The organism is Pseudomonas nunensis (assembly GCF_024296925.1).
Lineage (GTDB): Bacteria > Pseudomonadota > Gammaproteobacteria > Pseudomonadales > Pseudomonadaceae > Aquipseudomonas > Aquipseudomonas nunensis.
In genome coordinates this window covers 5,748,438-5,774,748 of sequence record NZ_CP101125.1, presented here as the reverse complement: position 1 = coordinate 5,774,748, position 26,311 = coordinate 5,748,438, and the positions used below count along the sequence as shown (strand labels likewise).

Below are 26,311 nucleotides of genomic sequence, written 5' to 3'. Positions count from 1 at the left end.
CAAGCCCGCTCCCACAGGAGTACGCATTCCCATGTGGGAGCGGGCTTGCTCGCGAATCGATTTTGAATTTTGTGGAGACTAAGGGATGAAAACTCTCTGGCAACACTGCCACGTCGCAACCATGGCGCAAGGCGTCTACTCGATCATCGAGGATGCGGCCATCGTGACGTCCGGTGCGCACATTGAGTGGATCGGCCCACGTGCTGAACTGCCGTCCGGTGAATACCCGGCGGTCAACGATTTGAAAGGGGCCTGGGTTACCCCGGGCCTGATCGACTGCCACACACATACGGTGTTCGGCGGTAACCGCAGCGGTGAATTCGAGCAGCGCCTGCAAGGCGTCAGCTATTCGGAAATCGCCGCGGCCGGTGGCGGCATCGCCAGCACCGTGCGCGCCACCCGCGCCGCCAGTGAAGACGAACTGTTCGCCAGCGCCGCCAAGCGCCTGAAAAGCCTCCTGCGCGACGGCGTAACCACGGTCGAGATGAAATCCGGCTACGGCCTGGACCTGGCCAGCGAACGCAAGATCCTGCGGGTCATCCGTCGCCTCGGCGCCGAGCTGCCGGTCAGCGTGCGCAGCACATGCCTGGCGGCCCACGCCTTGCCGCCGGAATACAAGGATCGCGCCGACGACTACATCGATCACATCTGCGCTGAAATGCTCCCGGCCCTGGCGGCCGAAGGGCTAGTGGATGCGGTAGATGCGTTCTGCGAATACCTGGCGTTCTCGCCGGCACAAGTCGAGCGCGTCTTCATCACCGCACAGGAACTCGGTTTGCCGGTGAAGCTGCATGCCGAGCAGTTGTCGTCCCTCCACGGTTCGAGCCTGGCCGCGCGTTACCACGCGCTGTCCGCCGATCACCTGGAATTCATGGACGAAGACGACGCCATCGCCATGGCCGCGTCCGGCACCGTCGCGGTGTTGCTGCCGGGGGCGTTCTATTTCCTGCGCGAAACCCAATTGCCGCCGATGGACGCCTTGCGCAAACACGGCGTGAAAATCGCCATCGCCAGCGACCTCAACCCCGGCACTTCGCCGGCGCTGTCGCTGCGCCTGATGCTGAACATGGCCTGCACCTGTTTCCGCATGACCCCGGAAGAAGCCCTGGCCGGCGCGACGATTCATGCCGCCACCGCACTGGGCATGGCCGAGACTCACGGTTCGCTGGAAGTCGGCAAGGTCGCAGACTTTGTGGCCTGGCAAATCGATCGTCCCGCCGACTTGTCGTACTGGCTGGGCGGTGACCTGGAAAAACGCGTCGTGCGTCACGGCGTCGAAATTAGCGTTTAGGAGAACGGTTGTGGATAAGGTTCTGAACTTCAAACAAGGCCGCGTGCCGCTGCTGATCAGCATGCCCCACGCCGGTCTGCGCCTGACCCCGGCGGTCGAGGCCGGGTTGATCCCCGACGCACGCAGCTTGCCCGATACCGATTGGCACATTCCGCAGCTTTACGAATTTGCCGCAGAACTGGGCGCCAGCACCCTGGCCGCCGAGTACTCGCGGTTTGTCATCGACCTGAACCGACCGTCCGACGACAAACCGATGTACGTCGGCGCCACCACCGGTCTGTACCCATCGATCCTGTTCGACGGCATTCCGTTGTTTCGCGAGGGCATGGAACCGTCAGCAGCCGAGCGCGCGACCTATCTGGAGCAAATCTGGACGCCGTATCACAGCACGTTGCAGAACGAGCTGGCGCGACTCAAAGCCGAATTCGGCTACGCGCTGTTGTTCGATGCGCACTCGATCCGCTCCATCATCCCGCACCTGTTCGACGGCAAACTGCCGGACTTCAACCTCGGCACCTTCAACGGCGCCAGTTGCGATCCTCAGTTGGCCACGCAACTGGAAGCCATCTGCGCGAAACACACCGATTACAGCCACGTGCTGAACGGCCGCTTCAAGGGCGGCCACATCACCCGGCATTACGGCAACCCGGCCGAAAACATCCACGCGGTGCAGCTGGAGCTGGGGCAGTGCACGTACATGGAAGAGTTTGAGCCGTTCCGTTATCGGCCTGATCTGGCGGCGCCGACGCAAGTGGTGCTCAAGGAGTTGTTGCAAGGGCTGTTGGCGTGGGGCCAAAAGCACTACAACGCATAACCCTTGTGGGATCGGGCTTGCTCGCGAAGAGGCCGTGTCAGTCGCCATCAGCGTGGAATGACACACCGCTTTCGCGAGCAAGCCCGCTCCCACAGGTACGGCGCTGTGCCAGCAAGTCGCCACCGTGCAAATCTCGGTCGCTACAGTTCGCTTTTACCTTCTCGACGCTGCGTAATGTTCCGGGCACGGTGCGTGAAGACACCGGCCCCGACAATAATCTGCCGCACGAGAACGCCCTCCATGACAAGCACCAAAGGTTTGTTCACCCGCTGTCTCTCCATCCTCTGCGGCTCCGCTCTTTTGAGCACCAGCGTCCTGGCCAGTGAAGACCCTTCCTGCAAAGCCGTGCGCATGGGCGTGGTCAACTGGACCGACGTGATCGCCACCAGCGGCATGGCCGATGTGTTGCTCAATGGCCTGGGCTACGAAAGCAAACAAACCAGCGCCGTGCAGCAGATCATCTTCGCCGGCATCCGCGACAAGCGCCTCGATATTTTCCTCGGTTACTGGAAACCGGCGATGGACAAGAACATCGCCCCGTTCGTCGCCGCCAATCAAGTCAAGGTCATGGACAAACCGAGCCTGGCCGACGCCCAGGCCACCCTCGCCGTACCTGACTACGTGGCTGCGGCCGGGCTGAAAACCTTCGCCGATATCACCAAGTTCAAGGATCAGCTCGGCGGCAAGATCTATGGCATCGAGCCGGGCAGCGGCGCCAACACCACCATCAAGACCATGATCGAGACCAACCACTTCGGCCTGAAGGATTTCAAACTGATCGAGTCCGGTGAGGCCGGCATGCTCGCCGCCGTGCAACGGGCGGTGAATCGCAAGGAGTTCGTAGTGTTCGTCGGCTGGACCCCGCACCCGATGAACATCAACATGAAAATCGCCTACCTGACCGGCAGTGAAGATGTGTACGGCCCGAACGAAGGTGCCGCGACTGTCTCCACGGTGACCGCCCCGGACTACGCCGAACGCTGCCCGAACGTGAATCGCCTGCTGCAAAACCTGACGTTTACCGCGTCCCAGGAAAGCCAGTTGATGGTGCCGATCATGGAGCGCAAAACGCCTCAGGACGTTGCCAAGGCCTGGCTGCGTGATCATCCGCAAGACCTTCAGCGCTGGTTGGCCGGTGTCAGCAGTTTTGATGGCAAGGATGGCGTGGCGACCGTGCAGGCCAGCCTGAAAAACTGACTTGGAATGAAGAACCTGTGGGAGCGGGCTTGCTCGCGAAGTCGGGGTGTCAGGCAACAGTTGTATCGACTGACACGACGCCTTCGCGAGCAAGCCCGCTCCCACAGGGTTATCTCAAACCCTTGAAGAATTGGCGGCAGGCTCATGTCCACTTACCCCCTCTCTGACCAAATGTCGGCCTTCGTCGAGAAAACCCTCGGCTTCAACAGCACCGACAGCAGCCTCATCGGGTTGCGCCAGGCTTACAGCACGATGTGCCGGGCGTTTACCCCGCCGCGTCCTGCTGGGCTGGAGGTCACCGACTTCACGCTGGCGGGTGTGGCGGTTCGCTCCTATCGACCGCCGGTGACGCCACCGACCAGCGGCTGGCCGTGCATTTTGTATCTGCACGGTGGCGGCTGGGTGGTCGGGGATCTGGACTCCCATGACTTCATCTGCGCGGAACTGGCTTCGGAACTGGGGACGATGGTGGTGGCCGTGGATTATCGGCTGGCGCCCGAGCATCCATTCCCGGCAGGTTTTGAAGATTGCCTGAAAGTCTGGCGCGCCTTGCGCTCGGGACCGTTCTGGTTTGATCCGGAGCGGATGCTGGTCGCCGGGGACAGCGCCGGCGGCAACCTGGCCGCCGCGTTATGCCTGGCCTTGCGCGATACGGGCGAGCCGATGCCCTGCGCTCAAGTGCTGATTTATCCGGGGCTGGGCGGCGATCACCACTCACCGTCGCGCAGCGAATGCGCCGACGCGCCGTTACTCAGCAGCAGCGATGTGGATTGTTATCACGCGCTCTATTTGCGTGGTGCCGGACAATCGAGCGCCTATGCCATGCCATTGCTCGCCGACGATTTCATCAGTTTGCCCCCCGCACTGATCGCCGTGGCGCAATTCGACCCGTTGCGCGACGACGGTGTGCGCTATGCCGAGCAACTCAACGCCGCTGGCGTGAGCGCGAAGTTGTACTACGGCGAAGGGCTGGTTCACGGCTGTTTACGCGGCCGCAGGCAGGTCGCGGAGGTCGACCGGCTCTATGAAAACCTGCTCGGGTTTCTGGCTGACAGACTCTGACGTTGCAAGTGCATGCTCATTGACGTAATTCGGGTTTATGATGCCGGACGGCAGAATAATTGAAGTCCCCCCAGGGATGACCTCGACCCCTTACGGAGCGTGCAATGCAGACTTTGTACCCGCAGATCAAACCCTACGCCCGGCACGATCTGGCCGTCGATAAAACCCACACGCTGTATGTCGACGAAAGCGGTTCACCGGAAGGTTTGCCGGTGGTGTTCATCCACGGCGGCCCCGGCGCCGGGTGTGATGCACAGAGCCGTCGGTACTTCGATCCCAACCTGTATCGCATTGTCACCTTCGACCAGCGCGGTTGCGGTCGCTCCACGCCCCACGCCAATCTTGAAAACAACACCACCTGGGATCTGGTCGCCGACCTTGAGCGGATCCGCAAACACCTGAACATCGAAAAATGGGTGCTGTTTGGCGGCTCCTGGGGTTCGACCCTGGCCTTGGCCTACGCGCAAACCCACCCGGAGCGTGTGCACGGTCTGATCCTGCGCGGGATTTTTCTTTGCCGTCCGCAGGAAATCGAGTGGTTCTATCAGGCCGGCGCCAGTCGTCTGTTTCCCGACTACTGGCAGGACTACATCGCGCCGATCCCGCTGGACGAGCGCGGCGACTTGCTCACGGCTTTCCACAAGCGCCTGACCGGCAACGATCAGATCGCTCAGATGCACGCGGCCAAGGCCTGGTCCACTTGGGAAGGCCGGACCGCGACCCTGCGCCCGAATCCGCTGGTGGTCGATCGTTTCTCCGAGCCGCAGCGCGCGCTGTCGATCGCCCGGATCGAATGTCACTACTTCACCAACAATGCGTTCCTTGAACCGAACCAGCTGATTCGCGACATGGGCAAGATCGCCCATTTGCCCGGCGTGATCGTGCATGGCCGTTACGACGTGATCTGCCCGTTGGACAATGCCTGGGAATTGCATCAAGCCTGGCCGAACAGCGAGCTGCAGGTGATCCGCGATGCCGGCCACGCGGCGTCCGAACCGGGTATCACCGATGCCTTGGTGCGTGCCGCTGGTCAGATGGCCCGGCGCTTGCTTGATCTGCCGCCTGAAGAAGCATGAAGGGCCTGCTGCAACGCGTGCGTGGCGCGCGAGTCGAGGTAGCGGGGGAGGTGGTTGGCGCGGTGGACCAGGGTTTGCTGGTTCTGGTGGCGGTCGAGCCCGAGGACACTCGGGCCAGCGCCGACAAACTTCTGCATAAACTGCTTAACTATCGTGTATTCAGTGATACAGAAGGCAAGATGAATCTGTCCCTGGCGGATGTCGGTGGTGGCCTGCTGTTGGTCTCGCAGTTCACCCTGGCGGCGGACACCAAGAGCGGGTTGCGCCCGAGTTTTTCGACGGCGGCGCCTCCGGCCCTCGGTGAAGAACTTTTCGACTATCTATTAGGCAGAGCGAAAGAGGTGCATGGCACTGTGGCATCAGGTAGATTCGGCGCGGATATGCAGGTGCACCTGGTCAATGATGGCCCGGTAACCTTCCTGTTACAGACCTGAAAGCCCCTGAAACATGTTTTTAAGGGCATTTCGACTGAAAACAGGGGTTTTTCGCGATAAATACTTTGTTACCCCTGATGCGTTGTAACGCGGCCTACTAGATAATCGCGCGCTACGGGGATCAGCGTTCGTTGGCCCATTTTGACTTAGGTAGAGACTTGCCCGGAACCTGTTGGGGAATCATTTAGCCCCAGAGGAGTCGGAACAATGCTCGCCAACCTGGCATATAGATAGCTGGCCGTTGGTTTTTTGATCTGTTTTCGGCGAGGGTTGCTCGTGATTGTTAGTCCCTGTAATGCACCAAAATTGTCTGCCCAACGGTTCCGAAGCGCTCTGGTAGCGGGCTCTGCACTGCTGTGTCTGCTCAGCGCCGGCCAGCTTTGGGCATTCAACCTGGATGATGTGTCGGTCAAGGCGAAAGAGCTGGCCGGGCAGAAATTCGAAGCCCCGCGCAGTAACCTGCCGAACGAATTCCGCGAAATGAAATTCGCGGATTATCAGAAAATTCGTTTCCGCACTGAAAAAGCCGAGTGGGCCGATCAGAAAACCCCGTTCAAGCTTTCGTTCTATCACCAGGGCATGCACTTCGACACCCCGGTGAAAATCAACGAAATCACGGCCAACAACGTCGAAGAGATCAAATACGACCCAAGTCGTTTCGATTTCGGCGACGTCAAGTTCGATCCTAAAGCCACCGAACAACTGGGTTATGCCGGTTTCCGTGTGCTGTACCCGATCAACAAGGCTGACAAGCAAGACGAAATCATGACCATGCTCGGCGCGAGTTATTTCCGCGTTGTCGGCAAGGGTCACACCTATGGCTTGTCCGCTCGCGGCATGGCCATCGATACCGCATTGCCGTCCGGCGAAGAATTCCCGCGTTTCACCGAGTTCTGGATTCAACAGCCAAAACCGGGTGACAAGCACCTGGTGATTTTCGCGCTGCTGGATTCGCCGCGTGCCACCGGTGCCTATCGCCTGACCCTGCGTCCAGGCAGCGACACCGTAGTTGACGTTAAAGCCCGCATGTTCCTGCGTGACAAGGTCACCAAGCTCGGCGTTGCGCCGTTGACCAGCATGTTCCTGTTCGGCGCGAACCAGCCTTCCAAAGTGCTGAACTATCGCCGCGAGCTGCACGACTCCAGCGGTCTGTCGATCCATGCCGGCAACGGCGAGTGGATCTGGCGTCCATTGAACAACCCGAAACACTTGGCGGTAAGCAACTTCGCCATCGAGAACCCGCGTGGCTTCGGCTTGCTGCAACGTGGCCGTGACTTCAGCCACTACGAAGACCTCGACGACCGCTACGACAAGCGCCCAAGTGCCTGGATCGAGCCAAAAGGCGATTGGGGCAAGGGTTCTGTAGACCTGGTGGAAATTCCGACCGCCGACGAAACCAACGACAACATCGTTGCTTTCTGGAGCCCGGAAAAACTGCCGGAGCCAGGCCAACCGCTTGACGTCGCCTATCGCATGCACTGGACCATCGACGAAGCAGCTATCCACGCTCCAGACAGCGCTTGGGTCAAACAGACCCTGCGTTCCACTGGCGACGTGAAACAGTCGAACCTGATCCGTCAGCCGGACGGCACCGTTGCCTATCTGGTGGACTTCGAAGGTCCGTCCCTGGCCGCTTTGCCGGAAACTGCCGATGTGCGCAGCCAGGTCAGCGTTGGCGACAATGCCGAACTGGTCGAGAACACCGTGCGCTACAACCCTGAAACCAAGGGCTGGCGCCTGACGCTGCGCATGAAGATCAAAGACGCGAGCAAGGCCACCGAGATGCGTGCATCCCTGGTCGAGAAAATCGTGCCTGAAGATCTGGCCAAGTCTTCGATTCCAGCCTCCAATTCTTCCGTTGCCAAGGCCGACAAAGTCGCCGCCAAGCAACAGGAGAAAGCGGACAAGGAAGCCAAGGACGCCAAGCAGGCTGACGCCAAACAGGCCGATGCCAAGCCGGTTGCCGATACCAAGGACAAGGACAACAAAGACGCCAAGCAGCCTGCTGCTGCGGACGCGGCCCCAGCCACACCGGATTCGGCGGCGACTGAAGAAGTCCTGACCGAAACCTGGAGCTACCAGTTGCCTGCCGATGAGTAATTCTCAAGTAAAGCCAGAGACTCTGTCGGAGTATCTGGCGCATTTACCGATGACCGACGAGCAGCGCGCGGAACTCGCGGGCTGCCAGTCCTTCAGTGAACTGCACCAGCGTCTTTCGTCCTCGACATTCGACGCGCCGACCGAGGCTGTGCAAGCCTCGGTGGGCAAGCGCCTGCTCCTCAACAGTGCCGAAGAGCTGGAAGAAGCGGAGATGCTGGCGGTTGACGCCAGCGGTCGTGTCGTACTGAAAGCGACCCCGCCGATTCGCCGGACCAAAGTCGTGCCGGAGCCGTGGCGCACCAATATTCTGGTGCGTGGCTGGCGCCGGATGACCGGTCGCACCAATCCGCCGGCGCCGCCGAAGGATGAACGTGTGTTGCCGGCAGCTCGCTGGCGCACCGTCGGTTCGATCCGTCGCTACATTCTGCTGGTGCTGATGCTCGGCCAGACCATCGTGGCTGGCTGGTACATGAAAGGCATCATGCCGTACCAGGGCTGGTCGTTCGTCGACCTGAACGAAGTGCTGCATCAACCGCTGCTGCAAACTGCTACGCAAGTGCTGCCGTATGCGCTGCAAACCAGCATCCTGATTCTGTTCGGGATTCTGTTCTGCTGGGTGTCGGCCGGTTTCTGGACCGCACTGATGGGCTTCCTCGAGTTGCTCACCGGTCACGATAAATACCGTATCTCCGGTAAAAGCGCCGGTAACGAACCGATTGCCAAGGACGCACGTACCGCACTGGTGATGCCGATCTGCAACGAAGACGTGCCGCGTGTATTTGCCGGTCTGCGGGCGACTTTCGAGTCGGTTGCGGCCACGGGTGATTTGGACCGTTTCGACTTCTTCGTCCTCAGCGACAGTAACGAAACCGATATCTGCGTGGCCGAGCAACAGGCCTGGCTGGACGTCTGTCGCGAAGCCAAGGGCTTTGGCAAGATCTTCTATCGCCGCCGTCGCCGTCGCGTCAAACGTAAAAGCGGCAACCTCGACGACTTCTGCCGTCGTTGGGGCGGTGATTACAAGTACATGGTCGTGCTCGACGCGGACTCCGTGATGAGCGGCGAATGCCTGACCAGTCTGGTGCGCTTGATGGAAGCCACGCCGGACGCCGGGATCATCCAGACCGCGCCACGTGCGTCGGGCATGGACACCCTTTATGCGCGCATGCAGCAGTTTGCGACCCGTGTGTACGGTCCGCTGTTCACCGCCGGTTTGCACTTCTGGCAGTTGGGCGAATCCCACTACTGGGGCCACAACGCGATCATCCGCATGAAGCCGTTTATCGAGCACTGCGCCTTGGCGCCGTTGCCGGGTAAAGGTGCGTTTGCCGGTGCGATTCTGTCCCACGACTTCGTCGAAGCTGCGCTGATGCGCCGTGCCGGCTGGGGCGTGTGGATTGCCTACGACTTGCCAGGCAGCTACGAAGAACTGCCGCCGAACCTGCTGGACGAACTCAAGCGTGACCGTCGCTGGTGCCACGGTAACCTGATGAACTTCCGCCTGTTCCTGGTCAAGGGCATGCACCCGGTACACCGTGCGGTGTTCCTGACCGGCGTGATGTCTTACCTGTCGGCGCCGTTGTGGTTCTTCTTCCTCGTGTTGTCGACGGCGTTGCTGGCGGTGAACACGTTGATGGAGCCGCAGTACTTCATGGAGCCGCGACAGCTGTATCCGCTGTGGCCGCAATGGCATCCGGACAAGGCCGTGGCGTTGTTCTCGACGACCATCGTGCTGCTGTTCCTGCCGAAACTGTTGAGCATCATCCTGATCTGGGCCAAGGGCGCGAAAGAGTTCGGTGGCAAGTTCAAGGTGACGTTCTCGATGCTGCTGGAGATGCTGTTCTCCATGCTGCTGGCGCCGGTGCGGATGATTTTCCACACCCGTTTCGTACTCGCCGCGTTCCTCGGCTGGGCCGCGACGTGGAACTCGCCGCAACGTGACGACGACTCCACGCCATGGAGCGAAGCGGTCAAGCGCCACGGTCCGCAAACCTTGCTGGGCTTCTTCTGGGCCCTGCTGGTTATCTGGCTGAACCCGAGTTTCCTCTGGTGGCTGGTGCCGATCGTCGGTTCGCTGATGCTGTCGATCCCGGTGTCGGTGATCTCCAGCCGTGTCGGCCTGGGCCTGAAGTCCCGTGACGAGAGCCTGTTCCTGATCCCTGAGGAATACAATCCGCCACAAGCGCTGCTGGCTACTGATCAATACACCCACGAAAACCGTTATCACCAGTTGAAAGACGGCTTCATCCGCGCCGTGGTCGATCCACAGCAGAACGCCCTGGCGTGCTCGCTGGCGACGTCCCGTCACGGTCAGGCCGAGCCGATCGAGTGGTTGCGTGTGGAGCGGGTTCGTCATGCGTTGAAGGTCGGGCCTGCCGGGCTGAACAACCATGAGCGCCTGCAATTGCTGAGTGACCCGGTAGCATTGGGTCGCCTGCATGAGCAAGTCTGGAGCGAAGGCCACGCCGAGTGGCTGGACGCCTGGCGACAATCGGTGAAAGCCGATCCGCATGCGCCACTGCTACCGCTCAAGCCACTGAGCGCACAGCCTCAGTTGGCATAACGAAAAACCCCGCGAAAGCGGGGTTTTTTGTTTGTGGGGTGGCCGATCGTCCCACGCGGAGCGTGGGACGATCAAATTCCTCCGTAAACCCTTGTGCAAACAACCCAGTGCGTTAGCATCCGTCCCCGAATTGGTGCGCCCGGGCAGCTTTCTGTTCGTATCTGTCGGTTTTCCAAGGAAAATCGTCGATTGCGCGCCTCACAACGCAATGGTTTTGGGGGCTTGAAGATGAAGAAGTATCTGTCGATGCTGCTGGTCGGCGTCACGGCATTGGTTGCAGTCAACGCGGCGCAGGCCGGCGCCATTGATGACGCGGTCAAGCGTGGCACGCTGAAAGTCGGCATGGACCCGACCTACATGCCCTTCGAAATGACCAACAAGCGCGGCGAGATCATCGGTTTCGAAGTCGACATCCTCAAGGCCATGACCAAGGCCATGGGCGTCAAGCTGGAGCTGGTGTCCACTGGCTACGACGGCATCATCCCGGCCCTGATGACCGACAAGTTCGACATGATCGGCAGCGGCATGACCCTGACCCAGGAACGCAACCTGCGCCTGAACTTCAGCGAACCGTTCATCGTAGTCGGCCAGACTCTGCTGATCCGCAAGGACCTGGAAGGCACCATCAAGTCCTATAAAGACCTGAACACCGACGACTACCGCATCACCTCCAAACTCGGCACCACCGGCGAGATGGTCGCCAAGAAGCTGATCTCCAAAGCCAAGTACCACGGCTATGACAACGAGCAGGAAGCCGTGCTCGACGTGGTCAACGGCAAGGCCGACGCCTTCATCTACGACGCTCCGTACAACGTTGTGGCAGTGAACAAGGTCGGCGCCGGCAAACTGGTGTTCCTCGACAAGCCGTTCACCTACGAGCCGCTGGCCTTCGGCCTGAAGAAGGGCGATTACGACAGCATCAACTTCATCAACAACTTCCTGCACCAGATCCACGAAGACGGCACCTACGACCGCATTCATGACAAGTGGTTTAAAGACACCGCCTGGCTCAAGGACATGGAATAAGGGCCCTGTCAGATAGACCGCGTCGCCCTCATTCGCGGGCAAGCCTCGCTCCTACAGAGAATCGCATTCCAGTGTAGGAGCGAGGCTTGCCCGCGAAGGCGTCCTCCCCGGCGACACAGAATTCGGAACCTCCAACGCAAATGAAACATAAAAAATCCCAACTGCCCTGGCACGTCCTGACCGTGCTCGTGCTCATAGGCCTGGCCGGCGCGTTGTATTACGCCACCTCGCTGATGTCCTACGAATGGCGCTGGAACCGTGTGCCGCAATACTTCGCCTACCACGCCGAAGAATCCCAGCGCGCCGCCGACATCTCCACGGTCAGCGAACTGGTGCGCCAGGGCGAGAAGGCCGAAGTCACCCTGCGCAATGACGCCGGCGACGAACAACACCTGACCGTCGACGAAAACAGTCTGCAAGTCACTCAAGGCGATGATGTGGCGGAAGGCGACGTGATCGGTGTCACTCGGCATTGGGCCGCCGGACCGCTGCTGTGGGGCCTGTGGACCACGTTGTGGCTCTCCGTGGTGTCTGGCGTGCTCGGGCTGTTGATCGGTCTGGCCACCGGCCTGTGCCGGCTCTCGAACAACCCGACCTTGCGCGACCTCTCGACCATTTACGTCGAGCTGGTGCGCGGTACGCCGTTGCTGGTGCAGATCTTCATTTTCTACTTCTTCATCGGCACCGTGATGAATCTGTCCCGGGAGTTTGCCGGGATCGCCGCGTTGTCGCTGTTCACTGGCGCCTATGTGGCGGAGATCATCCGTTCCGGCGTGCAGTCGATTGCCCGTGGCCAGAACGAAGCGGCGCGCTCCCTGGGTTTGAGCGCCGGCCAATCCATGCGCCACGTGGTTCTGCCGCAAGCGTTGAAACGCGTGCTGCCGCCGCTGGCCGGGCAGTTCATCAGTCTGGTGAAAGACACCTCGCTGGTGTCGGTGATCGCGATTACCGAGCTGCTGAAAAGCGGCCGCGAAGTCATCACTACTTCGTTCTCGCCGTTCGAAATCCTGTTCTGCGTGGCCGGGCTGTACCTGTTGATCAACCTGCCGCTGTCGAAAATCGCCAGCCGGCTTGAGCGGAGGCTCGCGCAAAGTGATTGAAGTCCGCGATCTGGTAAAAGTCTTCGACACCCGTGGCCAGGTGGTGCGCGCGGTGGATAACGTGTCCACGACCGTGGCCAAGGGCGAAGTGCTGGTGGTGATCGGCCCGTCCGGCTCCGGCAAATCGACCTTCCTGCGCTGCCTCAATGGCCTGGAAGAATTCGATTCGGGCTCTGTGAGCATCGACGGCTTGCAACTGGCCGATCCGAAAACCGACGTGAATGCCTATCGCCGGGAAGTCGGCATGGTGTTCCAGCACTTCAACCTGTTCCCGCACATGACCGTGCTGGAAAACCTCTGCCTGGCCCAGAAAGTCGTGCGCAAGCGCGGCAAGAAAGAGCGCGAGGCCAAGGCCATGGAACTGCTGAAAAAGGTCGGTATCGCGCAGAAGGCCAACGAGTTTCCGTCACGTTTGTCCGGCGGCCAGCAACAGCGTGTTGCCATCGCGCGGGCGCTGGCGATGGAGCCGAAGGTCATGTTGTTCGATGAGCCGACCTCGGCGCTGGACCCGGAAATGGTCGGTGAAGTGCTGGACGTGATGAAAACCCTGGCCGTGGAAGGCATGACCATGGTCTGCGTCACCCACGAAATGGGCTTTGCCCGGGAAGTGGCGGATCGGGTGCTGTTCTTCGATCACGGCAAATTGCTGGAAGACGCCTCGCCGGCCGAGTTCTTCGATGCGCCGAAGGATCCTCGGGCGCAGGCGTTTTTGCGGCAAGTTTTGTAGCTTCGGCGTCCGTCCTGACGCCTTCGCGGGCAAGCCTCGCTCCTACAGATTTGAGGTGTTACGCAATTACGCGGCACACACAACCCTGTAGGAGCGAGGCTTGCCTGCGAATGGGCCGACTCGGTCTTAAACCTTGAACCGCCCCACCAACATCTGCAAATGCGTGCCCAGCCGCGCCAGCTCAACGCTGGACGCCGCGGTCTCTTCACTCGCCGCCGAGGTCTGCTCGGACACGTCGCGCACGTTCAGCACGCTGCGGTTGATCTCTTCAGCCACGGCACTCTGTTGCTCAGCCGCTGCGGCGATCTGCTGGTTCATCGACTGGATCGCCGACACCGTGCGGGTGATGCTTGCCAGTGAGCCACCGGCGCGGCGGGTCAATTCGACGCTGCTGTCGGTCAGGCTGCGGCTGTTGTCCATGATGGTCGCGACTTGCTGGGTGCCGGTTTGCAGGCCGACGATCAGCTCTTCGATTTCTTCGGTGGACTTCTGGGTGCGTTGGGCCAGGCTGCGAACTTCGTCGGCGACCACCGCAAAACCACGTCCGGCTTCACCGGCACGCGCGGCTTCGATGGCGGCGTTGAGTGCCAGCAGGTTGGTCTGTTGCGCCACGGACTTGATCACGTCGAGCACGCTGCCGATCTTGTCGCTTTCGCGCTTCAGGTCACTCATGGCGACGGTGGAGTTGCCGACTTCGACGGCCAGGCGCTCGATCTGTGCGATGGCTTCACCGACAACCTTGTCACCTTCTCGAGCCTGTTGATCGGCGGCGACCGCAGCTTCGGACGCTTCTTCGGCGTTACGCGCGACTTCCTGCACGGTGGCAGTCATCTCGTGCATGGCGGTGGCGACCTGGTCGGTTTCCACCTTCTGGCTGTTGACCCCGGCGCTGGTTTGCTCGGTGACTGCGGACAGTTCTTCGGCGGCGCTGGCGATCTGCGTGACGCCGTCGCTGATGCCGCCGATCAACTCGCGCAGGCCCAGGGTCATGCTCTGCATGGCGCGCTGGAGTTGGCCGAGTTCGTCCTGGCGTTCGGAGATCAGGTTGTGAGTCAGGTCGCCCGCGGCCACGCGCTCGGCCACTTTAAGGGTCTGGCTCAGGGGAATGACGATCTGGCGGGTGATCGCCCAGGCCGCGAGCAATCCAAACGCCAGGGCGAGGACGCTGGCCATCAGCAGCAGGTTCTTGGCGTGGGCTGCATCGGTGTCACGCACGACGGTTTGCGACACGGTCAGCTTCTTGCTCACGTCGGCCAGGATCTCGCCCTGTTCGGTCATGCGCTTGAGGGCGGCGGTGCTGGCCACCTGGGAGTCACGGTACTGGCTGACGGCGGCGCGATAAGCCTTGAGGGATTCGGTGGCCTGTTGCAGGTTGGCGGCGAACTGTTCCGGCACTTTGCCCGGCAGGCTTTCGAGGTTTTTAAGGGCGTTATCGATGGCGTCCAGCGCAGGCTGTTCGGCCTCGGTCTTGGCACTGTAGGTGTAGCCGCGTACCTGGAAGCGCGCTTGCTGGATCAGTTTGCTCAGGTCGACCACGCTGTTGAACTGGACGACGTTGTCGCCTTGCAGCAGGGCCTTCTCCACTTCCGATACCTTGGCCACGGCGTTGTCAGCGGTGGCGCCGAGTTTGCTGCGCGCGTCTTCGCGATTGGCACCGGCCTGGGTCATGGCGATGAAGGCTTGCTTGTACTGGCTGACCGCTGCCAGTTGCTGGTCGATCATCGCGATGTCGGCGGGTTGTTCGATCAGCTTGCGTGCGGTTTGCAGGCCGGCGTCGAGTTGGCCCAGCAAGTCGTTGACCGCCCCGGGGCCTTGCTCGCCACGGCGCATTTCGTAGTCCAGGCGCGCCAGGCGCAAGTCCTTGGTCAGGTCATTCAGGCTGGCGATGAACCCGAGCTTGTCGCCACGGCTCATCACACCCGTCAGGCCGGTCCAGCCGGTGAAGGTAATCAATAGGGTCAGGAGCAGGACGAGACCGAAGCCGACACCCAGTTTGCGATTAACACTTACGTTTCCCAGTTTCTCGGCTAGCCAACGGTGCATGCTGCTACTCCCCTGAACCACAATTTGGTTTTATGGGGATGTTATCGGCTGAGAAATGGGGATCTGTAGGCGTAAACGTTGGTCGGGACGACGAAATTTCCTGTGGGAGCGGGCTTGCTCGCGAATGCAGTCTGCCAGTTGACTGAGATGTCGACTGACACACCGCTTTCGCGAGCAAGCCCGCTCCCACAAGGTTCTGTGTCTGGCTTTAGAAGAGGCGGGCGAGCAGGGCGGTAACGGCGGTTTCGACCCGCAGGATGCGATCGCCGAGTTGCACCGGCTGCAAACCGGATTTGCCCAGCAATTCGATTTCGTAAGGGATCCAGCCACCTTCCGGGCCAATCGCCAGCGTCACCGGTTCGTCCAGGCCACGGGGGCAGGGCGGGTAGTTGCCGGGATGGCCAACCAGACCGAGTGTGCCTTCAGTAATTGCGGGCAAACGGTCTTCAACAAACGGCTTGAAGCGTTTCTCGATGACCACTTCCGGCAACACGCTATCCCGGGCCTGCTCCAGCCCAAGGATCAATTGCTCGCGAATCGCTTCGGGCTCCAGGAATGGCGTTTGCCAGAAGCTCTTCTCGACGCGATAGCTGTTCACCAGCACGATGCGCGGCACACCCATGGCGGCCACGGTCTGAAAAACCCTACGCAGCATTTTCGGGCGTGGCAGGGCCAACACCAGGGTCAGTGGCAGCTTGGTCGGTGGTGGTTGATCCAGAACGACGCGCAATTCGGCTTCACCGGCGTCCAGGCGCAGCACCTCGGCTGAGCCCATCAACCCGCCGATCCGGCCAACGCGCATGCTGTCGCCGACTTCGCAGCGGTGAACTTCCTGCATATGCGTCAGCCGCCGATCACGCAGGATCACCCGGTCTGCCGCAATGAAATCGGCTTCTTCGAGAAGCAGCAGGTTCACGGCTGGGTCGCTGGCGGCTGGTCGTTGTGATCGTCAGCAGGCTGGTCGTCCGGGTGTTCGCCGCGTTTGCTGACCAGGCCACCGAACAGGATGCCGATCTCGAACAGCAACCACATCGGTACGGCCAACAGCGTCTGGGAGAAGATGTCCGGCGGGGTCAGGATCATGCCGACCACGAAGCAGCCGATGACCACGTACGGGCGGATCTTCTTCAGGTATTTGACGTCGACCACGCCGATCCACACCAGCAGCACCACGGCCACCGGGATCTCGAACGCCACGCCGAAGGCGAAGAACAGCGTCATGACGAAATCGAGGTAGCTGGTGATGTCGGTCATCATTTCCACGCCGGCCGGGGTGGCGGCGGCGAAGAATTTGAAGATCAGCGGGAACACCAGGTAATAGGCGAACGCCATGCCGGTGTAGAACAGCATGATGCTGGAGATCAACAGCGGCACGGCGATGCGCTTCTCATGCTTGTACAGGCCCGGCGCGATGAAGCCCCAGATCTGGTGCAGGATCACCGGGATCGCCAGGAACAGCGAAACCATCATCGTCAGTTTCAGCGGCGTCAGGAACGGCGATGAAACGTCGGTGGCGATCATCGTCGCGCCGGCAGGCAGGTACGCCCGCAGGGGCGTCGAGACGAACGTGTAGATCTGCTGGGTGAACGCGAACAACCCGGCGAAGATGATGAAAATCGCCGCTACACAGCGCAGCAGGCGGGTACGCAACTCGGTGAGGTGCGAAACCAGCGGCATGTGCTGGTCGTTTTCAGGAAGTTCGCTCATGGGGCTCGCGGCGGCAGTGTTGGGTCGTGAGGAGCCGGCGTTGTCGGCGCGGCGGCAGGCGCAACAGGTTCTACGGGCGTTGGCGTGGGGATCACAGGCGCGGGCTCGACGCCACCCATGGTAGGCACGGATTCGGTGCCCGGCGCATGAATCGTCGGCTCGGCCACCGGTTCAACCGGTGGCACCGGCGTGGGCTCCTGCTGGGTCGGCGTGAAGATCTTCCGCGCCTCCTGCTCCAGCGACAGAATGTGCTCGTTGTGCAGTTGCCGACGAATCTCGTCGGCACCGATTTCACGTTCAACTTCCTGTTTGATCGCGTTGAAGCTGCGCTTCAGCCGCCCGATCCACAGACCGGCGGTGCGCGCAGCGCCCGGCAAACGCTCGGGGCCCAGCACCAGCAGGGCAACGAGGCCGACGAGCAGCAGTTCAGAGAAGCTGATACCAAACATTAGTCAGTGCTCACACGTCTTTGCGGATCGGCTCTTCGACTTTCTGTGCCTGCACGTCGATGGTGTGCGGCTGGTTCAGTGGCGAGGTCGTGGTTGGTTGAGCCGGTGGCACCGGTTGGGCCGGGGTCACGGTCGGGTCGGCCGGTTTTTCATCATCGTTCATGGCTTTGCGGAAGCCCTTGATCGACTCGCCGACGTCAGTGCCGAGGTTTTTCAGTTTCTTGGTGCCGAACACCAGCACCACGACAACCAGGATGACGATCCAGTGTTTCCAGTCAAAAATGCCCATGTTACTGCTCCTCTCAAATAGTTATTCAGGCGGACGGACGCGAGGCTTTCTCGGCGTGTCCGGACAGACCGAAGCGACGGTCCAGTTCATCGAGCACAGCCTGTGGATGCTGCCCCAGTTGGGCGAGCATGACCATGCTGTGGAACCACAAATCGGCGGTCTCGTAGATCACGTCGCTGCAGTCACCGCTGATCGCGGCGTCCTTGGCGGCAATGATGGTCTCGACCGACTCTTCGCCGACTTTTTCCAGAATCTTGTTCAAGCCCTTGTGGTACAGGCTGGCGACATACGAGCTGTCGGCAGCGGCGCCTTTGCGCTCTTCCAGCACTTGAGCCAGACGGGTCAGAGTGTCACTCATGTGTGTGTCCTGCGGAATAGATGGCGTGCGGATCTTTCAGGATCGGGTCGACGGTTTTCCAGTCGCCGTTCTCGAAGACGCGGTAGAAGCAGCTCTGGCGGCCGGTATGGCAGGCGATGTCGCCGATCTGCTCGACCATCAGGATGATCACGTCGGCGTCGCAGTCCAGGCGCATCTCATGCAGGGTCTGTACGTGGCCGGACTCTTCGCCCTTGCGCCACAGCTTGCCACGCGAACGCGACCAGTAAATGGCGCGGTTCTCGGCAGCGCTCAGTTCCAGCGCTTCGCGGTTCATCCAGGCCATCATCAGGACGCGCCCGGTCTTGTGGTCCTGGGCAATCGCCGGCACCAGGCCGTCAGCATCCCACTTGATCTCGTCCAGCCAGTTTTTCATCTTCGACTCCGACAGCGGGCCCGACACTTCATTAGTCGGGCAGGCGTTCAAACAGTGTGCCAGCGTGCGATGGCTCTGGCTATCGGCGAACGACCAGATACAAACCGACAATCATCATGATCCCGGCCGGCCAATGCCCCAGTTCATTCAGCGGGCCACCGGCGGCGAGTACCGCGCCACCGCCCAGGTGCGCGCAACCGAGCAGGCGCAGGAACCAGTCGTCCTTGCGTCGATGCCACGGTGGCGGCGGGTCATAGGCGTGGGGTTGGGACATGCGTTCCAGCAGGTCACGGGCCATGTTGGCCAGGTGCGGCAGTTGTTCGAACTGGCTCTGCACGTTGCCGATCAAGGCTTTCGGGCTGACGCGCTCGCGCATCCAGCGTTCGAGGAACGGCTGGGCGGTGTTCCAAAGATCCAGGTCCGGGTACAGCTGACGGCCGAGGCCTTCGATGTTCAACAGGGTTTTCTGCAGCAGCACGAGTTGCGGCTGCACTTCCATATTGAAGCGTCGAGCGGTCTGGAACAGGCGCATCAGCACCTGGCCGAAGGAAATATCTTTTAACGGTTTTTCGAAAATTGGCTCGCAAACGGTACGAATCGCCGCTTCGAATTCGTTGAGTTTGGTTTCCGCCGGCACCCAGCCCGAATCGATGTGCAGTTGCGCCACACGCCGGTAATCACGCTTGAAGAAGGCGAACAGGTTGCGCGCCAGATAATCCTGGTCTTCCGGCGTCAGGCTGCCGACGATGCCGCAGTCGATCGCAATGTACTGCGGGCTCCACGGGTTGACGGTGCTGACGAAGATGTTGCCCGGGTGCATGTCGGCGTGGAAGAAACTGTCGCGGAACACCTGGGTGAAGAAGATTTCCACGCCGCGTTCGGCGAGCATTTTCATGTCGGTGCGCTGGTCGGCCAGGGTCGCGAGGTCGGTGACCTGGATTCCGTAGATGCGCTCCATCACCAGCACTTTCGGGCGGCACCAGTCCCAATAGACTTGCGGTACGTAAAGTAGGTCTGAACCTTCGAAGTTGCGCTTCAACTGGCTGGCGTTGGCCGCCTCGCGCAATAGGTCGAGTTCGTCGTAGATGGTTTTTTCGTAGTCCTGGACCACGTCCACCGGGTGCAGCAGACGCGCATCGGCCGAAAGCTTTTCAGCGGCGCGGGCGAGGATGAACAGCCACGCGAGGTCCTGGGCGATGATCGGTTTCAGGCCGGGGCGGATCACTTTGACGACGACTTCTTCGCCGGTTTTCAGTTGCGCGGCATGCACCTGTGCCACCGAGGCAGAGGCCAGCGGTTCAACGTCGAAACGGCTGAACACTTCGCTGATCTTTTTGCCGAGCTGCTCTTCGATCAGTTTGATCGACACCTGCGAGTCGAATGGCGGCACCCGGTCCTGCAGTTTCATCAGCTCATCGGCGATGTCCTCCGGCAGCAGGTCGCGGCGGGTGGACAGGATTTGCCCGAACTTGATGAAAATCGGCCCCAGGTCCTGCAAGGCCAGGCGCAATCGCGCGCCACGGCTCAGGTCCAGGGTCTTGCGCGGGAACCAGCGCCACGGCAAGGCATAGCGCAGCGCCAGCAGAAACCAGGGCAGCGGCAGGGCGAACAGCAGGTCATCGAGGCGGTAGCGGATCACGACGCGCTGGATGCGCAACAAACGGCGGACGGCAAGCAGCTTCATGCGTTATCGCTTGGGTCGAGGGATCGGGAAAGGCGCTCGAAACGCGCCTCGAGACGTTCCAGATCGAGTTTGATCTGGTCCAGTTCACTGAAACGGGCTTCGGCTTCGCGCTGCCCGACGAGGGTGCGCGATTCTTCGGCCAGGTATTCGCCAAGGTTCTGGTTCAGGCTGGCGAACCCTTGCTGATAAAAACGCGCGCGGCTGCGCAGGTGACCGCCGACCAGTTGCGTGGCCACCGGACCGAGCCAGCGCGAGAGTTCGTACTCCCAGTCCAGCTCAAGGTCTTGCAGGATCGCCGCCAGCTCCAGCAGCACGCCGCTGTCGCCATCGAGCTCGACTTCCGGGCCGTGCAGCACCGAAGTCTTGTCCTTGCTCAGCGCCAGTTTCAACAGGCTCGAGGCCGGTGCGCGCAAGGTGCAATCGGCGCCGGTTTCCCACTGGGAAGCGAGCATCAGGCCTTCATCGCTGGGCAGGATGAACAGCTGCAATGCCGGGCTGCGGCAATCGACGGCAATCACGCGGCCGCTCAAATGCGCCAGCCGCGGCAGCGCCGTGCTGTCGAGACGCAGCACCCGGTTCAGACCGAGTTCAACGCTGGCGAGCAGGCCGGCCAGCAACATCAGGGTTTGATGCCGCGGTGCAGGGCGACGATGCCTGCGGTCATGTTGTGGTAGGTCACGCGGTCGAAACCGGCCTCGACCATCATCGACTTCAGGGTTTCCTGATTCGGGTGCATGCGGATCGATTCGGCCAGGTAGCGATAGCTTTCCGAGTCGTTGGTGATCAGCTTGCCCATCAACGGCATGAAGGCGAACGAGTAGGCGTCGTAGGCTTTGGACATCAGCGCGTTGGTCGGTTTGGAGAATTCCAGCACCAGCAAACGGCCGCCCGGTTTCAGCACACGCAGCATCGAGCGCAGTGCATCTTCTTTATGGGTGACATTGCGCAGACCAAAAGCGATGGTCACGCAGTCGAAGTGGTTGTCCGGGAACGGCAGCTTTTCCGCGTCGGCCTGGACGAATTCGACATTGCCGGCCACACCGAGGTCCAGCAGGCGGTCGCGACCGACCTTGAGCATGGATTCGTTGATGTCGGCCAACACCACTTGGCCGGTCGGGCCGACGAGGTGCGAGAACTTCTTGGTCAGGTCGCCGGTACCGCCGGCAATGTCCAGCACGCGGTTACCGGTGCGAACGCCCGACAGTTCGATCGCGAAACGCTTCCACAGACGGTGCATGCCGCCCGACAGGAGGTCGTTCATCAAGTCGTACTTGGCGGCTACCGAGTGGAAAACCTCAGCGACTTTTTCCGCTTTTTGGCTTTCCGGAACGTTTTTGAAACCGAAGTGAGTGGTGGGTTCGGCATCGCTGCCTTTGCGCTGATCAGTCATATCGCTGTCACCAGAAGAGAATGCGGGACATTCTAATCCCGGTGGCCTGCTTTGTCTTGGCAACACTGAAGGTAAGATAGGCAACCGCCGGGACGTTTTGCCGCAGAGACGGTCAAGATGCTTCAGGAAAGTATCCATAAAGCAGGAGTCATTCGATGGCCCGAATTAGTGTTGAACGTGCCCACAGCCTGGGCAAGGAAGCAGCCCGCGAGAAGGCCAATCTGTTGGCGCAGAAACTGTCCGAGCAATATGGACTGGAGCCGTCGTGGTCCGGCGACACCTTGAACCTCAAGCGTTCGGGTGTGAAAGGCGCGGTGTTGGTGGGCGAGGATTCGATCAAGATCGATGTCGAGCTGGGCCTGTTGATGTCGGCCATGAGCGGCACGATCAAATCGGAAATCGAAAAGGCGCTGGATAAAGCGTTGGTGTGACGCCGAAAAGATCGCAGCCTCGTTTCACTCGACAGCTCCTACAGATGCACGCCGCCACCCTCTGTAGGAGCTGTCGAGTGAAACGAGGCTGCGATCTCTTCCATCGGGCACCATCTGTTTATGTCAGTTGTTAGGGTGCCGTTTCTAATTTTTCTCCCTACTTTGTGCATGAGCCCGACACTTTCGCGGGCAGTTCCTCAAACCTTCTGCGCGTGAGGTGCACCATGGCCAAAGTTATTTTGAAGAAAAAAATCGACGCATCGACCACTGCTCTGGGCGACGTCAAATCCTATGCCCGCAAGATCTGGCTGGCAGGCCTGGGGGCCTACACCAAGGTCGGCCAAGAGGGCAGCGAGTACTTTCAAGAGTTGATCAAGGCTGGTCAAGCTGTTGAAACCAAAGGCAAAAAAGCAGTTGCCGAGAAACTTGAAGCCGCTAACTCAGAGATCGAAGAAGCCAAGAGTGAAGTGAGCACTTTCAAAGGCAAGGTCGAACTTCAACTCGACAAGGTCGAGAAGGCTTTTGACTCGCGTGTCGCAAGTGCCTTGAATCGTATCGGCATTCCGTCTAAACATGACGTTGAGACACTCTCTGCTAAGCTCGATGAGCTGACGGCATTGCTCGAACGCGTCGCGCGTAAATCTTAAGGAGAACGGGATGGCTGGTAAAAAGAACACCGAAAAAGAAGGCAGCTCGTGGATCGGGAAAGTCGAAGACTACTCCCGCAAAATCTGGCTGGCTGGTTTAGGCGTGTACTCGAAGATCGACACTGACGGCAGCAAGCTCTTCGATACATTGGTTAAAGACGGCGAGAAAGCCGAGAAGCTCACCAAGAGCGCTGTCGGCAAGAAAGTCGATGACGTCAAGGATTCCGCTTCGTCGGCCAAGTCGCGCATCAGCGGCGTGAAAGATCGCGCACTGGGCAAGTGGGATGAGCTGGAAGGTGCTTTCGACAAGCGTCTGAACAGCGCCATTTCGCGCCTCGGTGTTCCGAGCCGCAACGAAGTCAAAGCGCTGCACAGCAAGGTCGATACCCTGACCAAGCAAATTGAAAAACTCACCGGTGCCAAGGTTGCGCCAGTTGCGGCGAAAACCGCTGCGGCCAAACCTGCTGCTAAAACTGCGGCCGCTAAACCGGCAGCCAAAACCGCTGCCAAGCCACTGGTGAAGGCCGCTGCCAAAGCAGTTGCCAAGCCTGCTGCTAAAGTCGCTGCCAAAACCGCTGCCGCTAAACCGGCCGCCAAGGCAGTGACCAAAGCAGCCGCCAAACCGGTCGCCGCCGCCAAGGCCGCCGCAAAACCTGCAGCAAAACCTGCGGCTAAACCGGCTGCCAAAACCGCAGCAGCCAAACCTGCAGCCAAGCCAGCGGCAAAACCTGCCGCCGCTAAAAAGCCTGCAGTGAAAAAACCGGCCGCTCCAAAAGCCGCCGCACCAAAACCAGCAGTGGCTGCCGCCAAACCGGCAACCCCGGCCACTTCAGCGAACTCCGCTGCAGCGCCGACCCCTGCTGTGACCCCGACTGCCGCGCCAGCTCCATCGACGCCAACCAGTCAGTCCTGATTCTCAGGGCTCAAGAAAACGCCCGGCCTGTAAAGGTCGGGCGTTTTTTTATGCACGATTCCATGAACACCGCAGATCCTCATGTGGGAGCGGGCTTGCTCGCGAATGCGGCGTGTCAGTCGCCATCTATGCCAATGACACGCCGCATTCGCGAGCAAGCCCGCTCCCACAGGGGTTAGTCGTGCTCCTCTAGATACTGCAAAGCCAGCTGCTCAGTCGCAGCCTTGATCGGTGGCAGCAGATGCGGCGCCACCAGCATCATGATCTGATACACCACCAACCTGACTTCCCCCTCGCGATCCAGAATCCGCTGATAGTCCAGCGAGAACAGCAACGTCATGGTGATCTGTTCCACCAGTTGCCCCAACGCCTGGGTGTCGCTGACCAACTGCCCCTGAGCCTGGAGCCGCGCCAGCAACGAGGCCAGTGTGCGCTTCAAGGCATTGAGCAAATTGCGTATGCCCTTGGCCAGTTTCGGCAGGCGTCCGGCCAGGTTCGACAGGTCCTGGAACAGGAACCGGTAATGCGCCAGGCGCTCGACGATCAGGTGCAGGAACAACCAGTAATCTTCGGGGCCCAGTTCCACATCGGAGGGTGGATCGAGCAGCGGCGCCAGCTCATTCTGGAAGCGTTCGAACAGCCCCAGAATCAGCGGTTCCTTGCCGTGGAAGTGGTAGTAGAGGTTGCCGGGGCTGATCCCCATTTCATTGGCAACTTCCATGGTGGAAACGTTCGGTTCGCCCTTGCAGTTGAACAATTGCAGGGCACATTCGAGGATCCGGTCGCGGGTTTTCATCCAGTCTTCTTAATGGTCGAGTCATGCCACGGCCGACGTAGGCCGTGGTTGGTTGAGCGTCAGCGCACGCGGACGTAAGTGCCGGGTGCGGCTTCCATCGGTGGATAGTTCGGGTTGCCGAGGGCCATGTGGGTTTCTTTTTGCGCGCCGGAGCGTTCCTGAATCCAGGTCAGCCATTGCGTCCACCAACTGCCATCGGTTTGCTTGGCGTCGTAATACCAGGCCCGTGGGTCGCTGCTCAGTTTCGGGCTTTCGACGAAGTTGGCTTTCGGGTTGGAAGGCGGGTTGAGAATGCTCTGTACATGACCGCTGTTGGACAGCACAAAGCGCCGCTCGCCACCCAGCAGCAGGGTCGAGCGATACACCGCGTCCCACGGAGTGATGTGATCGTTGATGCCGGCCACGCTGAAACTGTCGACCGTGACTTTCTGCAAATCGATCGGCGTGCCGCAAACTTCCAGGCCGCCCGGGTGGCTCAGCGGGTTGTGCTTGAAGAAGTCCAGCAGGTCGCCATGGAACGCTGCGGGCAGCCGCGTGTTGTCGTTATTCCAGTAGAGAATGTCGAACGCCGGCGGCTCTTTGCCGAGCAGGTAGTTGTTGACGAAATAACTCCAGATCAAATCATTGGGACGCATCCAGGCGAACACCTTGGCCATGTCGCGACCGTCCAGCACACCCTTCTGATAAGAGCGGCGCTTGGCTGCTTCCAAAGTCTGCTCGTCGGCGAACAACGTGGCGGGGCTGTCCATCTGGCTATCGAGCAGGCTCACCAGGTAAGTCGCGCTCGACACTCGTCGCAGTTGTCGCTTGGCCTGCAGATGCCCCTGCAACGCGGCAATCGTCAGCCCGCCAGCGCAGGCGCCCATCAAGTTCACTTCCCGCGCGCCGGTGATCGCCCGGCATACGTTCATCGCTTCCTCAACCGCTTCAACGTAAGTCGAAAGTCCCCATTCGCGATGGCGCACATCCGGGTTGCGCCAACTGATCATGAAGGTTTGCAGGCCGTTCTTCAGGGCGAACTGGACGAAGCTGTTGTGCGGGCTCAGGTCGAAAATGTAGTACTTATTGATCTGCGGCGGCACCACCAGCAGCGGCTTGGAATACTGTTTTTCGCTCATCGGTTTGTACTGGATCAGCTCCAGCAACTCGTTGCGAAACACCACGGAGCCGGTGGTGGTGGCGACAGTTTTACCGACCTCGAAGGCTTGCTTGGTGACCTGCCGGGGCAGGCCATCGTTGTGCAGGAAATCATCGATCAGGTGCCCGACACCGCGCACCAGGCTATGACCGCCGGAGTTGAAGATCTCCTTGATCGCCAGCGGATTGAGCAGGGTGTTGGAGGGCGACACGGCATCGTTGAGCAGGGCGAAGGCGAAGTGGGCGCGGGCGCGATCGTCCGGGCTCATGTTGCTCTCGTCGATCCAGCTTTTGACCTGTTTCTGCCAGCTCAGGTACGCCTGCAAACTGCGCCGGTAAAACGGGTTGAGGCTCCATGACGGGTCGGCAAAACGACTGTCCTGCGGGTTGGTCGGATGCAGGGTTTCGCCCAGCAACACGCGGCCCAACTGGCCACCCAGTTTCAGGGCGTGCCGGGCACTGTGCACCGGGTTGCGCAAACCGTGGGCGGCCACGCTACGCAGGGTCGAAAACAGATCCCGGCCGCGCAGGCCGGTAATCGCACTCTGTGCGTTGATGAACGCGGCGGGAGTGGGTAAAAAATCCCTCGCTGGCTTTTCGCGCATGAATCAACACTCCTTCGTCTTCAGGCCAAAAACAAACACACCGAACCAGAACACCATAGACGCTGTTACGGGTTGTTG

At 60.4% G+C, this 26,311-nt stretch carries 26 protein-coding genes and 1 pseudogene; 14 read left to right on the top strand and 13 right to left on the bottom strand.

Annotation, left to right across the window (positions count from 1 at the left end; genetic code table 11):
- Positions 1-85 precede the first annotated feature (85 nt).
- The 11 genes from hutI to NK667_RS25295 all read left to right on the top strand — a co-directional run bounded on the left by hutI (position 86) and on the right by NK667_RS25295 (position 13,390).
- Entirely contained in the window at positions 86-1,291 is a 1,206-nt protein-coding gene (hutI, locus tag NK667_RS25345) for an imidazolonepropionase (RefSeq protein WP_054054674.1), read from the top strand.
- Between the two features lie 10 nt (positions 1,292-1,301).
- Positions 1,302-2,105 carry an N-formylglutamate deformylase gene (gene hutG, locus NK667_RS25340; protein ID WP_054616475.1) on the top strand — a complete coding sequence of 268 codons (804 nt, stop codon included), beginning with the start codon at positions 1,302-1,304 and terminating at the stop codon, positions 2,103-2,105.
- Positions 2,106-2,345: 240 nt separating this feature from the next.
- Positions 2,346-3,302, top strand: a complete 957-nt coding sequence (locus NK667_RS25335; RefSeq protein ID WP_054616474.1) for a choline ABC transporter substrate-binding protein — start codon at positions 2,346-2,348, stop codon at positions 3,300-3,302.
- A 144-nt stretch (positions 3,303-3,446) separates the two neighbouring features.
- Complete coding sequence (locus NK667_RS25330) at positions 3,447-4,364, top strand: alpha/beta hydrolase (RefSeq protein ID WP_054616473.1); 918 nt, start codon at positions 3,447-3,449, stop codon at positions 4,362-4,364.
- Positions 4,365-4,468: 104 nt separating this feature from the next.
- A complete protein-coding gene (pip, locus tag NK667_RS25325) occupies positions 4,469-5,440 on the top strand; it encodes a prolyl aminopeptidase (protein ID WP_054054666.1) in 972 nt (323 codons plus the stop codon).
- On the top strand, positions 5,437-5,874 hold the full coding sequence (gene dtd, locus NK667_RS25320; protein ID WP_054054664.1) for a D-aminoacyl-tRNA deacylase: 438 nt from the start codon (positions 5,437-5,439) through the stop codon (positions 5,872-5,874). The genes pip and dtd overlap by 4 nt, the downstream gene beginning before the upstream one ends.
- Before the next feature lie 276 nt (positions 5,875-6,150).
- Positions 6,151-7,974 (top strand): glucan biosynthesis protein G, encoded by a 1,824-nt coding sequence (locus NK667_RS25315; RefSeq protein ID WP_054054662.1) that lies wholly within the window; start codon positions 6,151-6,153, stop codon positions 7,972-7,974.
- The gene (gene mdoH, locus NK667_RS25310) at positions 7,967-10,537 is read left to right on the top strand and encodes a glucans biosynthesis glucosyltransferase MdoH (RefSeq protein WP_054054659.1); all 2,571 of its coding nucleotides are present in this window, start codon (positions 7,967-7,969) and stop codon (positions 10,535-10,537) included. The genes NK667_RS25315 and mdoH overlap by 8 nt, the downstream gene beginning before the upstream one ends.
- A gap of 228 nt (positions 10,538-10,765) precedes the next feature.
- Positions 10,766-11,563 carry a transporter substrate-binding domain-containing protein gene (locus NK667_RS25305; RefSeq protein ID WP_054616626.1) on the top strand — a complete coding sequence of 266 codons (798 nt, stop codon included), beginning with the start codon at positions 10,766-10,768 and terminating at the stop codon, positions 11,561-11,563.
- Between the two features lie 140 nt (positions 11,564-11,703).
- Positions 11,704-12,663: an amino acid ABC transporter permease gene (locus tag NK667_RS25300; RefSeq protein ID WP_054616472.1), complete on the top strand. Its 960-nt coding sequence runs from the start codon at positions 11,704-11,706 to the stop codon at positions 12,661-12,663.
- Entirely contained in the window at positions 12,656-13,390 is a 735-nt protein-coding gene (locus tag NK667_RS25295) for an amino acid ABC transporter ATP-binding protein (RefSeq protein WP_054054656.1), read from the top strand. Before NK667_RS25300 ends, NK667_RS25295 begins: the two co-directional genes overlap by 8 nt.
- 126 nt (positions 13,391-13,516) lie before the next feature.
- Here the strand turns inward: NK667_RS25295 and NK667_RS32910 are convergent, their stop codons facing one another.
- The 11 genes and pseudogenes from NK667_RS32910 to ubiE form a co-directional block, all read right to left on the bottom strand.
- A complete protein-coding gene (locus NK667_RS32910; RefSeq protein ID WP_413786162.1) occupies positions 13,517-14,230 on the bottom strand; it encodes a methyl-accepting chemotaxis protein in 714 nt (237 codons plus the stop codon).
- Between the two features lie 144 nt (positions 14,231-14,374).
- Positions 14,375-15,433: pseudogene (locus NK667_RS32905) on the bottom strand (methyl-accepting chemotaxis protein); the annotation flags it as partial.
- A 208-nt stretch (positions 15,434-15,641) separates the two neighbouring features.
- Positions 15,642-16,349, bottom strand: a complete 708-nt coding sequence (locus NK667_RS25285) for a 16S rRNA (uracil(1498)-N(3))-methyltransferase (protein WP_054616470.1) — start codon at positions 16,347-16,349, stop codon at positions 15,642-15,644.
- Positions 16,346-17,140 carry a twin-arginine translocase subunit TatC gene (gene tatC / locus NK667_RS25280; RefSeq protein ID WP_054054650.1) on the bottom strand — a complete coding sequence of 265 codons (795 nt, stop codon included), beginning with the start codon at positions 17,138-17,140 and terminating at the stop codon, positions 16,346-16,348. Before tatC ends, NK667_RS25285 begins: the two co-directional genes overlap by 4 nt.
- Complete coding sequence (gene tatB, locus NK667_RS25275; RefSeq protein WP_054054648.1) at positions 17,137-17,589, bottom strand: Sec-independent protein translocase protein TatB; 453 nt, start codon at positions 17,587-17,589, stop codon at positions 17,137-17,139. Before tatB ends, tatC begins: the two co-directional genes overlap by 4 nt.
- 10 nt (positions 17,590-17,599) lie before the next feature.
- On the bottom strand, positions 17,600-17,878 hold the full coding sequence (locus tag NK667_RS25270; RefSeq protein WP_054054647.1) for a twin-arginine translocase TatA/TatE family subunit: 279 nt from the start codon (positions 17,876-17,878) through the stop codon (positions 17,600-17,602).
- Between the two features lie 25 nt (positions 17,879-17,903).
- Positions 17,904-18,236, bottom strand: coding sequence for a phosphoribosyl-ATP diphosphatase (locus NK667_RS25265; RefSeq protein ID WP_007899279.1), 333 nt, complete (start codon positions 18,234-18,236; stop codon positions 17,904-17,906).
- A complete protein-coding gene (gene hisI / locus NK667_RS25260; protein WP_054616469.1) occupies positions 18,229-18,630 on the bottom strand; it encodes a phosphoribosyl-AMP cyclohydrolase in 402 nt (133 codons plus the stop codon). The genes NK667_RS25265 and hisI overlap by 8 nt, the downstream gene beginning before the upstream one ends.
- A gap of 79 nt (positions 18,631-18,709) precedes the next feature.
- Complete coding sequence (gene ubiB, locus NK667_RS25255) at positions 18,710-20,314, bottom strand: ubiquinone biosynthesis regulatory protein kinase UbiB (RefSeq protein WP_054054643.1); 1,605 nt, start codon at positions 20,312-20,314, stop codon at positions 18,710-18,712.
- Positions 20,311-20,934 carry a ubiquinone biosynthesis accessory factor UbiJ gene (locus tag NK667_RS25250; protein WP_054054641.1) on the bottom strand — a complete coding sequence of 208 codons (624 nt, stop codon included), beginning with the start codon at positions 20,932-20,934 and terminating at the stop codon, positions 20,311-20,313. The genes ubiB and NK667_RS25250 overlap by 4 nt, the downstream gene beginning before the upstream one ends.
- Positions 20,934-21,704, bottom strand: a complete 771-nt coding sequence (gene ubiE, locus NK667_RS25245) for a bifunctional demethylmenaquinone methyltransferase/2-methoxy-6-polyprenyl-1,4-benzoquinol methylase UbiE (RefSeq protein ID WP_007948968.1) — start codon at positions 21,702-21,704, stop codon at positions 20,934-20,936. The genes NK667_RS25250 and ubiE overlap by 1 nt, the downstream gene beginning before the upstream one ends.
- A gap of 155 nt (positions 21,705-21,859) precedes the next feature.
- Here ubiE and NK667_RS25240 point away from each other — a divergent pair, with 155 nt between their 5' ends.
- The 3 genes from NK667_RS25240 to NK667_RS25230 all read left to right on the top strand — a co-directional run bounded on the left by NK667_RS25240 (position 21,860) and on the right by NK667_RS25230 (position 23,695).
- Positions 21,860-22,135: a polyhydroxyalkanoic acid system family protein gene (locus tag NK667_RS25240; protein ID WP_054616468.1), complete on the top strand. Its 276-nt coding sequence runs from the start codon at positions 21,860-21,862 to the stop codon at positions 22,133-22,135.
- 224 nt (positions 22,136-22,359) lie between these two features.
- Positions 22,360-22,782 (top strand): phasin family protein, encoded by a 423-nt coding sequence (locus NK667_RS25235; RefSeq protein ID WP_054616467.1) that lies wholly within the window; start codon positions 22,360-22,362, stop codon positions 22,780-22,782.
- Between the two features lie 10 nt (positions 22,783-22,792).
- Entirely contained in the window at positions 22,793-23,695 is a 903-nt protein-coding gene (locus NK667_RS25230) for a phasin family protein (protein ID WP_054616466.1), read from the top strand.
- Positions 23,696-23,870: 175 nt separating this feature from the next.
- Here NK667_RS25230 and NK667_RS25225 read toward each other — a convergent pair whose 3' ends face one another.
- Together NK667_RS25225 and phaC are read right to left on the bottom strand one after the other, a co-directional pair.
- Positions 23,871-24,491: a TetR/AcrR family transcriptional regulator gene (locus NK667_RS25225; RefSeq protein WP_054054634.1), complete on the bottom strand. Its 621-nt coding sequence runs from the start codon at positions 24,489-24,491 to the stop codon at positions 23,871-23,873.
- A 59-nt stretch (positions 24,492-24,550) separates the two neighbouring features.
- Positions 24,551-26,233 (bottom strand): class II poly(R)-hydroxyalkanoic acid synthase, encoded by a 1,683-nt coding sequence (phaC, locus tag NK667_RS25220; RefSeq protein WP_054054633.1) that lies wholly within the window; start codon positions 26,231-26,233, stop codon positions 24,551-24,553.
- Positions 26,234-26,311 lie beyond the last annotated feature (78 nt).